The sequence below is a fragment of the Bradyrhizobium sp. genome (genome assembly GCF_016462955.1).
Classification (GTDB): Bacteria; Pseudomonadota; Alphaproteobacteria; order Rhizobiales; family Xanthobacteraceae; genus Bradyrhizobium.
Map to the genome: position 1 here is coordinate 1 of NZ_JAEMSD010000167.1, position 12,965 is coordinate 12,965.

A 12,965-nucleotide genomic window follows, 5' to 3' on the forward strand; every position below is an offset into this window, starting at 1 on the left:
GACATAGGCCACGTCGTCGAGCTGGCGCAGATGCTCCATCACGGTCTCGCCGATCACCTCCGAGGAGATCTCAGCCTCGCCCCCCGTCTCGAGCTCGCGCACGATGGTGGAGACCATTTTCTCGACCCGTTCGGGCTCGACCTGCCGCTTGCGCAAGCTGATCTGCACCGAGCGCATCAGCTTGTCGCGATCGAACGGCACGCGGCGTCCATTACGCTTGATCACCGTGAGTTCGCGCAGCTGTACGCGCTCGAAAGTGGTGAAGCGGAAATTGCAGGCGACGCACACGCGCCGCCTGCGGATCACGGCCGAATCCTCGGTCGGACGCGAGTCCTTTACCTGCGTATCCAGACTGTTGCAGTTCGGGCAGCGCATCCGCTTGGCCTAGCCTTACTGGTAGATCGGGAACCGGTCGGTGAGCGCCTTGACTCGATCCTTGATCGCGGCCTCCACCAGCGGCGCCTTGCCGTCGGACGACTGTGCGATCGCGTTTAGGACTTCGGCGATCATGCCGCCGACCTGCTGGAATTCGGCCACGCCGAAGCCGCGCGTGGTCGCCGCGGGCGTGCCCAGACGAATGCCGGAGGTGACAAATGGCGACTCAGGATCGAAGGGAATGCCGTTCTTGTTGCAGGTGATGGCGGCGCGAACCAGCGCCTTCTCCGAGGCGTTGCCCTTGAGGCCCTTGGGCCGGAGATCGACCAGCATCAAATGGTTGTCGGTGCCCCCGGAGACGATATCGAAGCCATGGCTCTTCATCGTCTCGGCCAGGGCCTTGGCGTTCTCGACGACGTTCTTGGCGTAGACCTTGAAGTCCGGCCGCAGCGCCTCGCCGAGAGCGACCGCCTTGGCCGCGATCACATGCATCAGGGGACCGCCCTGCAGGCCCGGGAAGATCGCCGAGTTGAGCTTCTTGGTCAGCGTCTCCTCATTCCACAGCATCAGGCCGCCGCGCGGACCGCGCAGCGATTTATGCGTCGTGGTGGTGGTGACGTGCGCATACGGCACCGGCGAGGCATGCACGCCGCCGGCGACGAGCCCGGCGAAATGCGCCATGTCGACCAGCAGGTACGCGCCGACGCTGTCGGCGATCTCGCGGAAGCGCTTGAAGTCCCAGGCGCGCGAATAGGCCGAACCGCCGGCGATGATCAGCTTCGGCTTGACCTGCTCGGCCTGCTTCGCCACCGCGTCCATGTCGATGATCTGGTCCTCGCGGCGCACGGTGTAGTGCGCGGCCTTGAACCACTTGCCGCTCATGTTGACGGGCGAGCCATGGGTGAGATGGCCGCCGGCGGCGAGATCGAGACCCATGAAGGTGTCACCGGGCTGCAGCAGCGCCAGGAACACCGCCTGGTTCATCTGGCTGCCGGAGTTCGGCTGCACGTTGGCGAAATTGGCGCCGAACAGCTTCTTGGCGCGATCGATCGCAAGGTTCTCGGCGACGTCGACCCACTCACAACCGCCGTAGTATCGCGCGCCCGGATAACCTTCCGCGTATTTGTTGGTCATCACCGAACCCTGCGCTTCCAGCACGGCCCGGCTGACGATGTTCTCGGAGGCGATCAGCTCGACCTCGTGGCGCTGCCGGCCGAGTTCGCCCTTGATGGCGGCGGCGATTTCCGGATCGGCCTGCTCGAGCGAGGCGGTGAAAAACGAATCGGGCGCGGAGGCGGTCTTTGCGAGGGTCATCTTGCGAATATCTCCACCGCCGCAGCCTTTTGGCGGGCTACGGGCGGGTCTGGTGTGGCGGTCGGAAGCACGCGCGATCTACCACATCGCCCGCAACAGGCCAAGTAGTTGCGGGTCGGGCCTGGTATTTATGCAAGATATGGTGGGATTGGAGATTTTCAGCCCTGGAGCGGTTTCATGGAACCGCTCCTCGTCAATATCCGGGCCAGAGCCGCTTTATCGCCAGCCAGCAGCCATCAGGCGGGAGGCTCCTTCTTAAAGCCCCGTATACCCCGCCTTCACGGGGTCCACGCTGCCGTCGAGCTGGCGCAGGTAGGTCAGGCCGCAGACCGTCAACCTGTGAGTGTCCGTCTCCCCCGCTTCCATCAGGGTGTTGAGGTAGTTGGTGACTTTTTCACGCGCCTCAGTGCTGGCTGCCGCGGTGCGGTTGGCGAGCAGGTCGTAGGTCTGCATGATGCGGTCGATGGCAGCTTGCATGGCATCCTCTGGTTGGTCGCGATTTCTCGAGATTGTTCAGGCCACCGCTCTGGCCTCGGACTTCGCCTGAAATCGGGCGATCGCCACGTTGGCCAGCCTGATCTTGTTGAATTCGCCTTGCTGGAGCAGCTTCAAAATAATCCCAAGCAGGCGTTCGTCGGTGACAAGCGAGTCGGGGATCGCGCCGGAACGCCTCAGATAATTTGCGGCGATGGCGTAGGCCTCACTCACGAGTTCCACGTTCATCGCCTGAAGCCCGCGCTCGACCAGCATCGCACCCTCCGGTTGGAAGCAATAACGACGACGCAGCGTTCTGGTTCCCTGCTCCGAGCCAACTTTTTGCAGTGCGAAAGGGTTTCGGTTCCTCGTCCCGGCCCGGGCGAGCCGATGACTACCAGTTGACCCGCGCGCCGGCCTTTCCCGCCAAAGTGCGGGACACATCATTGGTGTAGGTGGCTTCGCCGGCTGCAAACAAGGTCAGGCGGCCCATTTGCCACGCAACCCCCGCGCTGCTGTACCCGCCTGCCACGCTGTTGCGCTCGGGGGTCGCCACGAGGAAGTTCTGCCCCAGCAACAAGAGATCGAGCAGGCCGCCCGCGCTGCGCTGCTGGGCAAGCGCGCCCGCAGCAACGCGGGTTGTGACCCGGTTTCCGTTGGCGAGCGTCCTGGTGTTGGCGAAGGTGATCTCGGCCCGCTCCTCCCAAGCCTGAAAGTCGCGGCCGGCGACGCTCATGTTGGCGGCGCCTGCGCCCGCCTCGGTATAGCCGCCAAAATGCGCGGCCACGTAGCGCACCTTCACCGCCGGCGTGACCGTGAAGCCGCGCCCATCGACATCAAGGCGGCGTCCGAACATCAGCGCCGGATTGACGAACCAGCCGCCATAGGACGCCGTTGCGGTTGCAAAGGCGAGACCGCCGCCGATGTTGCGCCCGCTGGAATTGTCGAGGCTTCCGGCGATCACCGAGAGATCCAGGAACGTGCCGCCCCAGGTCTTGCGGCCATAGGCGCCGCCGAACACGGCGTCGGTGCTGGTGCTTCCGGCGTTGAGATACAGGTTGGTCTTGTTGCTGCTGCCGCCTGCGAGCACCCCCAGCCTGAGGTCGGAACTGACCAGCCGCTCGTAGCCGACCGCGCCGCCAAAGCCTGTCGTCGTCCCGCCGATCAACGCGCCGTTGTCATGCTGCAGCCGCTGGCCGCCAAAGGCCTTGGCCCAGACCGCATTCCCGTCGCCATAATCTGTGCTTGCCCCCTTGAACGCTGGAGCCGGGGCAAATCCCGGGGCGCCGGACGGAAAACTGGCGAATGCATCGAACGAAGACGCCGCCGGTTCGGGCGCTGCAAATGCACTGGCGGCGGCCATGCCCGGAGCAAACACGGGCGCATCGGGCAGGACCGAGCCGATCCATCCGGTGATGTCCATGATCGCGCGGTTCTGCGCGCCGAAGCTGGAGACATCGGCAACGATGATCTGGTTGGGCGTGACCACGTAGGGCTTCCCGGCGGTGGTCACCGTCGAAAGCGTCTTGTCGAAATTGGCGGTGTTCAGAATCCAGCTTCCGGGGCCGAAACTGACGGCGTCGGCGCCCCCGGTGAAATCGACCACGCCGCCGAAGCGCGCGCCGGGCAGCACGGTCAGACCGTCGGACTGTGCAGGCGTCGTCGCGCCGAACTGGATCGCCGTACCGCCTTCGCCGATGATTGTGCCGGAATTGACTACCGTCCCCGCGGTCGCAGTCAAAACACCGATGCCGGAAGGCCCGCTGCCCGTAATCGTCCCGAAGTTAGTCAGGTTGACGCCGCCGTTGAAGGTGCGAATGCCCGCGCCGCTGCCAGTGATCGTGCCCGAATTCGTGACGATCGCATCGAACGAGGCCTGCACGCCTGCCGAATGCTCACCGATGATCTTGCCAGAATTGGTGACTGTGGCGTACTGGGAACCAATGCCCTCCCAATAGCCGCGGATCAAACCGGAATTGGCAACGGTGACGTTCGAGGCGCTGACCGCCGCGCCATCAACGGCGATGATGGTGCCCGAATTCGTCACCTTCGCAATCGTGCCGGAAATGGCCGGGCCGAATCCATTGTTGAGGATGGACCCTGAATTGGTCACGTCGATCGTGCCGCTGGAAGAAGGTCCCACCGACGTCGACGTGATCACCCCCGAATTCACCAGCGTCAGGTTCGTTTGAGCATAGATGACGGTGCCGAACGTATCGGTCATCGCGATGGTGCCCGAATTGATCACCGTCGCGCTGCCGTTCACCGCATAGATGGCATTGTTCGCTGAACTGATCGAGCCCGAGTTGACAACGCTGATGTCGGCCAGGGCGTAGATGCCGTGCAAGTTTCCGACGATGCTGCCCGAATTGTTGATTGTGCTCGTGCCGGTGGCAAAGACGCCGTCAAAGCCCAAGCCGGTGATCGTCCCGGAATTCACGACGGTGATGTTGCTGCCGGTGACGCCATCGCTGACAGTACCGGTGATGGTTCCGAAATTCGTCACGGCGCCGCTGAGACCCGCATCGACTCCGGCATAGCCGCTGATCGTGCCGAAATTGGTCACGGTCCCGCTGGTCGCACCAAAGATACCGCGGTCGTTGATTCCCGTGATCGTGCCCGAATTCACCACCGTCCCGGTGTTGAACCTGATGCCGTAGCTCGTCCCGGTCACCGACGCCCCCTGGACGATGGTGACCGCAAGACTGTCGATCCCGGCGGTGCCGTAACCGTTCGTGCCATTCTGATCCGTGGTGACGCCGGTGCAGGTCGCTGAGACATTGTTGCCAGCAGCGGGAGTGCAGGCAGCCTGAGCCGGCGCCGAGAGCAGCGTCATGGCGGCAGAAGCTGCGGCAACGATGACGAACAAGCGGCCCGGAGACGGCCCGAACGCGCGCGACGAGAGACTGGACATCGCGCGCGACAAATCGGACGGGGGCATTGCAAAGGCCTGAGGAGTCAAATCAATTGCGACGGATAAATTGCCGGTCCGTCATCGTACAATGGATTCGGGGTCTACAAAGCGCGGCGGATTGATTTTGAGTTCAGCGGTCAACTCTCTGGTCCGGGAAGTCAAAATTGTCTTCGGTGCACGCGAGGCCCCGCTTTATAACTGGCTTCGAAACACGTTCGCGCATTCGCAGAAAGACCATGTCCTCCCCCATTCCGGTGCTGCATTTCGACACCAGTAATTTCCCTGAGACCGACAGATTCGACATTTGGCGCTCGGGCATCGCCACGCACCAGATCACCCGGGCGGGCTCGGCCGACGGCCCCTTCGAAGCCGTCGTGGATGCCTGGACCCTCGGCGACATGGTCGTGACGCATTCCCGTTTCGGCCCGGTCAGGATGGTGCGAACCGCCGAAATGGCGCAGGCCGATGGCCTCGACATGATCCAGGTCGTTTTCGTCAAAACCGGCGCGGTGACCTTCACCACCGAGGTCGAGCCCTCTCCGCGCACGATGCGACAAGGCGAGCTGGCCGCCTTCGACACGCGCCGGCCCCTGGTGACCGAGGGAACGGCGCTGGATTGCATCACCTGCACCGTCGCGCGACGCGCCTTCGAGCGAGCGGGATACGACCCCTCCACCCACGGCGTCATCATCGACGGTGCATGGGGCCGCCTCGTCGCCGACTTCCTGTTGTCGTTCGTGCAACAACTCGAGGAGATGACCGTCCAGGACGCCGCCAGCCTGTCGTCGGCCTTCGTCGGGCTGCTGGCGACGGTGCTGGGCGCGCGGCCGGCCGGCGGCGAGGCCGCGTCCCGCAGCTCGGTGACCTCGCTGCGCGAGCGCGCGGAAGCCTATATCGATCAGAACCTGTCATCCGACCGGCTCGATATCGCGGCCATGAGCCGGGCTCTGGCAACGTCGAAATCCAATCTCTATCGTGCCTTCGCCAATGCAGGCGGCGTCACGGCGTATATCCGAAAGCGACGGCTGGAGACGATCCACGCTCGCCTCAATGCCGGCGAAGCCCTCGCAATCGGCGACGTTGCGCGCGAATACGGTTTTCCGAGCGCGGCGCATTTCAGCCGGGCCTTTCGCAAGCAATTCGGGTTCAGCCCGCGGCGTGCACGCCTTGGCGGCCTATCAGACCCCGTCGTTGTGGCCGACGATGAGGTCGCCCTGTTTCGCCACTGGGAGGAGCGCTTGCGCTGAGATGCGAGCCGGGGAGAAAGGCGACGGCGCTATGCTGCGCTTCTGCAGACGCACGAACGGCGCACCGGTCCGGAGCAACTCCGGGCCGGCGCGCTTGGGGGAGTGAGGCACGTTCGGAAAGGGCTGCCGGTCTTGTTGCGGGCCGGCTTGGCCCTGATCCATTCGGAAGCTCAGAGGCGATAGAGGATCTGGTCGGTCCAGAACCGCTCGAGACGGTGCAGCGACTTGTTGAGGGTCGCGAACTCGTCGCCGGAGATGCCGCCGACCTGCTCCACCGTCTTGACGTGCTTCTGGTAGAGGCTGTCGACGATGCGGCGGACTTCCTGGCCCTGCGGGGTCAGGCGGATGCGCACCGAGCGGCGATCGACGCGCGAGCGCTGGTGATCGAGGAAGCCGAGCTCGACGAGCTTCTTCAGATTGTAGGAGACGTTGGAGCCCAGATAGTAGCCGCGCGTGCGCAGTTCGCCGGCCGTCAGCTCCTTGTCGCCGATGTTGTAGAGCAGGAGCGCCTGCACGGAGTTGATGTCCGCGCGGCCGCGGCGATCGAATTCGTCCTTGATCACGTCGAGGAGCCGGCGATGCAGCCGCTCCACCAGAGTCAACGCTTCCAGATAGAGCGACTGCACCGAACCCTGCTGGCCGGAGACGCGCTCTGCGGTATCTGCCGCAGTTGCGACGGCTTTCATCATGACACTTCCCCTGTTGTCGTTTTTATCGACACTTATTCGACGAAACTTGTGTCCCGCCTGATAGGTGCAACTTAAGGGGCGCCTTTTGAAGATCGGCTTAAATAAGAGAATAAAGAGATCATGAATTTAAGACAGTGAATTGCGGATTAAGCCTGTGCCACAAGCACTTTTCGAAAGTCTCTGTTGACCTTCGCAAGCTCCTGTTCACCCTCCGTCCGCCGCTGGTGTCACATTCCAGAACAGCCCCGCCCCGTTTCGAAACGTGCGCGTAAGAGCTGTGGCGGAACCGGCTGGTCAATGAAAACTTACCGCGAATTTTAGGCAACCAACGGTCAACCAAGCGCAATACTCTCGTGTCCCGGACAAGCGTCGCAAAGCGGCGCGCAGATCCGGGACCTAGAGAGCCACAAACGAAGTCGCGGAGAGATGGGCCCCCGCTCTGCCGCACATCACTGCGTGCTGCGCAGCGTCCGGGGCACGAGAGAGTGAGCGTTCAATCGTTGTCGCCTATGGCGGCCGCTCGCGCGCGGCCATCCAGGCGAGCCCGAGATAGGCGGCGAGCATGAAGGCCTCGACACCGACGACGATCAGGCTGCCGCCATAGATACCGGGGAACATCAGCTCGATGACCGCCATCGACACCACGGTCGTCAGCCACACCACCGCGCCCCAGGGCGTGGCGAGCCAGAGGCCGACCGCGGCGACGAGTTCGATCACGGCGAAGTAGACGGTCGCGGCCTGCCAGGCCATCGACTGGTTCTCGAACGCCTCGTCCTCGCCACCGACGAAACCCGTGACCTGCGCCCAGTGATAGAGACCCTTGAGGATCGAGAGCAGCGCCATCACCCGCAGAAACAGCACCAGCCGGCGCGTCCAGACATTGTCGTCGGATGTCGACCGCTCCGACGAGATGGCCGCCACCGAGAGCACGCTCTCCCTGGCGGGGTCTCGGGCAGCGTCCCTGGCATTGGCGCCGTCACGGGCCGCATCGCGGGTTGAGATCTCGGACATGGCCCCTTCTGGCTGCTTCGCCCCGCAAAATCAATCGGCTGCTATCCCTTGCGGCAGGTCAAGCCGCGGTGACGGGAACCGTGGAAGCTGGTATAAGAATAATTCCAGCCGGAGGAAGAGTGATGGCGATCAAATACGGACGTCCGATCGAATTGCGCGAAGTGTCGCGCCAGGACAGCACGGCGGTGCCGCATGCCCTCGATCTGACCGTCCGTCCGCGCCGCAACCGCAAGGCCGAGTGGTCCCGGCGCATGGTGCGCGAGAACGTCCTCACCACCGACGACCTGATCTGGCCGCTGTTCCTGATCGACGGCACCAACAAGCGCGAGCAGATCGCCTCCATGCCCGGCGTCGACCGGCTCAGCGTCGATCAGGCCGTGCGCGAGGCCGAGCGCGCGATGAAGCTGACCATCCCCTGCATCGCGCTGTTTCCCTACACCGATCCCGCCTTGCGCGACGAGGAGGGCTCGGAGGCCACCAATCCGAACAATCTGGTCTGCCAGGCGGTGCGCGCGATCAAGAAGGAATTTCCGGAGATCGGCATCCTCTGCGACGTCGCGCTCGATCCCTTCACCAGTCACGGCCATGACGGCCTGATTTCCGACGGCAGGATCTTGAACGACGAAACCGTCGCCGTGCTGGTGCGCCAGGCCCTGGTGCAGGCCGAAGCCGGCTGCGACATCATCGCGCCCTCGGACATGATGGACGGCCGCGTCGCCGCAATCCGCGAAGGGCTGGACCGCTCGGGCCTGCTCGACGTGCAGATCATGGCATATGCCGCCAAATATGCCTCCGCATTCTACGGCCCGTTCCGCGATGCGATCGGCTCGGCCAAGACGCTCACCGGCGACAAGCGCACCTATCAGATGGACAGCGCCAACACCGACGAGGCTCTGCGCGAGGTCGAGCTCGACATCGCCGAGGGCGCCGACATGGTGATGGTGAAGCCCGGCATGCCCTATCTCGACGTGGTGCGCCGCGTGAAGGACACGTTCGCAATGCCGACCTTCGCCTATCAGGTGTCCGGCGAATACGCGATGATCGCAGCCGCCGCGAACAATGGCTGGCTCGACGGCGAGCGCGCGATGATGGAGAGCCTGCTCGCCTTCAAGCGCGCCGGCGCCGACGGCGTGCTGAGCTACTTTGCGCCCAAGGCCGCGGAGAAGCTGCGGGCCCAGGGATGAGGTGCCTCCCGTGACCCGGACGCAACGCATCGCCGGAGCGCATCTCACCGCGATCTCGGCTGTCGCGCCGTTTCACGGCGCTTGTCCGGGACACGAGGGCGCAGTTGCACTCACCCCATCCTGACGCACCGGTCGCCGCCCCCGAATCGCCGGAATATTTCGGCTTGTTAATGCCCCTGCGCCCTTGGCACGGGGATGGCCTGTTCCCATGTCCTGCCTTGGGAGTTTTCCCTGGGAGAACGGATATGTCGTATTCGGATTCGGGCAACGCTTGGCGCAGTGACGGCGGGATGCAGCCCCACGCCTTTGACCCCTCTCTGAATCCGGAACTGTTCCGCGGAGTGGCGACCCGGCGGGTATTCGCCTTCCTGATCGACATGGTCGTGATCACGGTGCCGGTGATCCTCGGCTACGTCTTCATCGCCTTGTTCGGCGTGGTCACGCTCGGCATCGGCTGGGCGCTGTTCTGGATCGCCTGGCCCGCCTCCGTGATCTGGGCCATCGTCTATTACGGCGCCAGCATCGGCGGACCGTCCTCCGCCACGGTGGGCATGCGCCTGATGGACCTGGAATTGCGCACCTGGTACGGCGCGCCAGGCTATTTCGTGCTAGGTGCAACGCATGCGGTGCTGTTCTGGGTGACGGTGTCGTTCCTGACGCCGTTCGTGGTGCTGGTCGGCCTTTTCAACGGCCGCCGTCGCCTGCTGCACGATTTCGTGCTGGGAACGGTCGTGATCAATAATTCGGTCCGCGTGCCCGCACCCCAGACGGCGCGAACCTGGTGAGCTAATCGATTGACCGTGGGCTTCTGGAGCGCGATGCTGATGCCTGTTTTGGAGGCCCACGACGTCCCTTGACCCAGCACTCGCGCGACACCCCACAATTCTACCTCACGGCGCCCTCCCCCTGCCCGTATCTGCCGGGCCGGCACGAGCGCAAGGTGTTCACGCATCTGGTCGGCGACCGCGCCGGGGACCTCAACGACCTCCTGACCCATGGCGGTTTCCGCCGCAGCCAGTCGATCGCCTACCGTCCCGCCTGCGACCAGTGTCGCGCCTGCGTCTCGGTCCGGGTCGTCGCCAACGAGTTCCGGCCCTCCCGTAGCTTCCGCAAGGTGATGGCGCGCAATGCCGACATCATCGGCGAGCAGCGCAGCGCGGTGCCGACCTCCGAACAATATTCGGTGTTCCGCGCCTATCTCGACGCCCGCCACCGTCACGGCGGCATGGCCGACATGACCGTGCTCGACTACGCAATGATGGTGGAAGACAGCCATGTCGAGACCCGCGTCATCGAGTACCGCAAGCGCGGCCCGGACAGCGGCATCACCGGCCGCGGCGAGGAGCTGATCGCAGTCGCCCTCACGGACGTGCTCAGCGACGGCCTGTCGATGGTCTACTCGTTCTTCGAGCCGAGCCAGGTCAGCCGCTCGATGGGCACGTTCATGATCCTCGACCACATCGCCCGCGCCCGCCGGCAAGGGTTGCCGTATGTCTATCTCGGCTACTGGATCGAGGGCTCCAAGAAGATGGACTACAAGGCGCGCTTCCTGCCACAGCAGCGCCTCGCCCCCTCGGGCTGGCTGCGGATCGACGCGCAGGGCGATACGGCGTCCGAGCCCCAGGACTGACCTCGCAGGACTGCCCCCGCAGGATCCCGCCTTTCAGCAGGCTGCCGCTTCAACGCGGTGAGCTGAGCTCGGCTTCGTGCCGGCCCGATCTGCGGCGATGAACTTGAGCGCCGCGATCCCTGGCAGCAAGAAGTAACCACCTCCGAGCGTAAGCGTGAACGAAGCCAGCGTGACCTCGCCGCCGCTCGGCAGTCCCGGGATGGTGAAGGTCTTGCCGCTGGGCTGTGACCCCACGACCGGGTCGTCCTGATTGTCGAGCGTGCCGAAGCGAGGGTTTTGCAGCCAGCGCTGGTGGATGAATTCGAACTGACGCTCGAGATCGGCATTGCAGGCGATGAAGAAAATGCCGTCGCGATGTCCTTTTTCCGTCTTCTCGCGATAAGGCCGGCCGCGGCGGAGCAGTCTGTGGAGCTTCGACGATTTGATGCTCGATCGCACATCGATGCCCAGGGAATCCCGCGGGTTGGAGCGCCGGATATGGGCGCCCTTCGGACAGACGAATCCGTTCGCGTCCTCGACGCGAAAACGGAAGGCGTCGGCTGCCGAATCCGACCCCGGTGGACCTTGCCAGCCGAGCGGCATGCCGTCCTTACGGCGTCCCATCAATTTCTCGCACACGTCCTGGCCATGCGCCTTCCTGAACTGCTCGAAGGCATCGACGTTCTGCTCGATCTGCCGCACGGCCAGATAGCTCCCGTTCAGCGTGAAGCGGTCTTCCGAATGCCGCCAGTCATTCACGTTGGGACAGTAGGTAAGTTCGTCATACTCGTTGCGATAGCCCAGAATGAACTCTCCGGGCTCGACGACACGATCCTCATAGAAGCGGCCGGCGTCGTTTCGGGCCTGTCGCAGTGCGGCGCCTCCTTCTTCCCTGAGACCGCGGATCACCGGCTGGGCGAGGCCATCGCGGAAGCCGAACGGCTCGCGCAATCTGCCGTCCTTGTCCCTCGCGAACGAGCAGGGATTGTTGTCGACGACCCTGACGATGAACACGGCCGGATCCGGCTCCTCCATACGTGCTGCCGCGTCCCACCATTGTGCAATGAGAATGTGAACGGCCTGGCGGCCTTCGGCGCTCTCGACATCCGACCATCGCCATTGATCGCGCGGAGCGTCGCGCAACAGCTGCTCGCGCAATGTGCTCCCCATGCCGCTCCTGAAGGGCGTGGGAAACGGATGCGTCGCGGTCTCGGTGCAGCCGAGCTTCTCGAGGCCTGCGAAACTGAAGGCGACCGACACGGCCTCCCCGATCGACGTCTCGGGCTTCGTCTTGGCCGTCGCGACACATCTGGCGCTGACGACCAGCTTGCTCTCGACCAGACGCGCGAGCCAGGCCCGCGCCTGGTCCTCGCATCCGTCGCGGATCGTCAGCAGCCAGAAGCGGCTGGATTTGAGCCAGCCGAAGCCGCTCTTCAGCATGCCCTGGATGTCGTGGCTTTGCTCGGACAGGCGCGGAGCGTGCTTCATGTCTCGATGGCCCTCATGATCACGTCGTCGTTCTTCTCGTTGCGCTCGCCGAACAAGGCGTCACGCAGTCCCGTGGCAAGGTTGATCTGGTCGACCGTCCGGTTGCAGGCGTCGAAGCGATAGACATGCGGCAGCATGCTGTCGCGCGCATAGGACTTGAATCTCAGCTCGCACTTCACGCCGCGAAAAATGACAAAGCGCGTTGGCGGAAAGCTGCGGGGCTTTGCGACACCGGGCTGTCCCTCCAGCGCCGGGGCGCGTGGAAGAAGCTCGGTCCAGCGCCATGCCAACGTCGTGCCGACGGCCGCGCCGTTGATGAAGTCGTCGAGATAGCCGCCGAAATTGCCGTCATAGTTCGAGCAGAACAGAAAGCGGCGACCGTTGTCGATGATGTGCCAATGGCCGAAATGGATGCCCGGCGCGTTGCCGAGCCAACCTTGCGTGAAGAACACCCGTCCGGCGAACGTCACGATGCGCAGCGCCACGCGGATGCACCACGCGCTCCACCATTGCGGGCCGCGCAGCTCCGTGAGGCTGAACATGTGCTGGGTTCGATCCACCAACTCGGCCTCGCATCTTTCGACCGACGGATGGATCTGCTGGGCGCGCGGAACATCGTCTTCGAGCGGATGAAAGAACTGCTCGCTCAGCTTGGTGAAG

The 12,965-nt window shown here is 64.0% G+C and carries 12 protein-coding genes and 1 pseudogene; 4 read left to right on the forward strand and 9 right to left on the reverse strand.

The window, feature by feature from the left end:
* The 5 genes from nrdR to JHD07_RS18205 all read right to left on the reverse strand — a co-directional run.
* The coding region (gene nrdR, locus JHD07_RS18185) for a transcriptional regulator NrdR (RefSeq protein ID WP_291624530.1) at positions 1-375 on the reverse strand (375 nt) is incomplete at its 3' end.
* A 15-nt stretch (positions 376-390) separates the two neighbouring features.
* Positions 391-1,689 (reverse strand): serine hydroxymethyltransferase, encoded by a 1,299-nt coding sequence (gene glyA / locus JHD07_RS18190; protein WP_291624531.1) that lies wholly within the window; start codon positions 1,687-1,689, stop codon positions 391-393.
* Positions 1,690-1,944: 255 nt separating this feature from the next.
* Positions 1,945-2,166: a hypothetical protein gene (locus tag JHD07_RS18195; RefSeq protein ID WP_291624532.1), complete on the reverse strand. Its 222-nt coding sequence runs from the start codon at positions 2,164-2,166 to the stop codon at positions 1,945-1,947.
* 36 nt (positions 2,167-2,202) lie between these two features.
* Entirely contained in the window at positions 2,203-2,439 is a 237-nt protein-coding gene (locus JHD07_RS18200) for a hypothetical protein (protein WP_291624533.1), read from the reverse strand.
* A 118-nt stretch (positions 2,440-2,557) separates the two neighbouring features.
* Complete coding sequence (locus tag JHD07_RS18205) at positions 2,558-4,729, reverse strand: autotransporter domain-containing protein (RefSeq protein WP_291624534.1); 2,172 nt, start codon at positions 4,727-4,729, stop codon at positions 2,558-2,560.
* A gap of 584 nt (positions 4,730-5,313) precedes the next feature.
* On the opposite strand from JHD07_RS18205, the gene JHD07_RS18210 reads away from it, so the two are divergent.
* Positions 5,314-6,324: an AraC family transcriptional regulator gene (locus JHD07_RS18210; RefSeq protein WP_291624535.1), complete on the forward strand. Its 1,011-nt coding sequence runs from the start codon at positions 5,314-5,316 to the stop codon at positions 6,322-6,324.
* A 170-nt stretch (positions 6,325-6,494) separates the two neighbouring features.
* Here JHD07_RS18210 and JHD07_RS18215 read toward each other — a convergent pair whose 3' ends face one another.
* Together JHD07_RS18215 and JHD07_RS18220 are read right to left on the reverse strand one after the other, a co-directional pair.
* On the reverse strand, positions 6,495-7,013 hold the full coding sequence (locus JHD07_RS18215) for a MarR family winged helix-turn-helix transcriptional regulator (protein WP_061024738.1): 519 nt from the start codon (positions 7,011-7,013) through the stop codon (positions 6,495-6,497).
* A gap of 507 nt (positions 7,014-7,520) precedes the next feature.
* On the reverse strand, positions 7,521-8,024 hold the full coding sequence (locus JHD07_RS18220) for a DUF6163 family protein (protein WP_291624536.1): 504 nt from the start codon (positions 8,022-8,024) through the stop codon (positions 7,521-7,523).
* A gap of 122 nt (positions 8,025-8,146) precedes the next feature.
* Here JHD07_RS18220 and hemB point away from each other — a divergent pair, with 122 nt between their 5' ends.
* The 3 genes from hemB (at position 8,147) to JHD07_RS18235 (ending at position 10,838) form a co-directional block, all read left to right on the forward strand.
* The gene (gene hemB / locus JHD07_RS18225) at positions 8,147-9,208 is read left to right on the forward strand and encodes a porphobilinogen synthase (RefSeq protein WP_291624537.1); all 1,062 of its coding nucleotides are present in this window, start codon (positions 8,147-8,149) and stop codon (positions 9,206-9,208) included.
* Between the two features lie 245 nt (positions 9,209-9,453).
* Positions 9,454-9,993: an RDD family protein gene (locus JHD07_RS18230; RefSeq protein WP_291624538.1), complete on the forward strand. Its 540-nt coding sequence runs from the start codon at positions 9,454-9,456 to the stop codon at positions 9,991-9,993.
* Positions 9,994-10,061: 68 nt separating this feature from the next.
* Positions 10,062-10,838: an arginyltransferase gene (locus tag JHD07_RS18235; RefSeq protein ID WP_291624539.1), complete on the forward strand. Its 777-nt coding sequence runs from the start codon at positions 10,062-10,064 to the stop codon at positions 10,836-10,838.
* A 33-nt stretch (positions 10,839-10,871) separates the two neighbouring features.
* Here the strand turns inward: JHD07_RS18235 and JHD07_RS18240 are convergent, their stop codons facing one another.
* The gene (locus JHD07_RS18240; protein WP_291624540.1) at positions 10,872-12,305 is read right to left on the reverse strand and encodes a Dyp-type peroxidase domain-containing protein; all 1,434 of its coding nucleotides are present in this window, start codon (positions 12,303-12,305) and stop codon (positions 10,872-10,874) included.
* Positions 12,302-12,965: pseudogene (locus JHD07_RS18245) on the reverse strand (hypothetical protein); the annotation flags it as partial. The gene JHD07_RS18240 and the pseudogene JHD07_RS18245, both read right to left, overlap by 4 nt.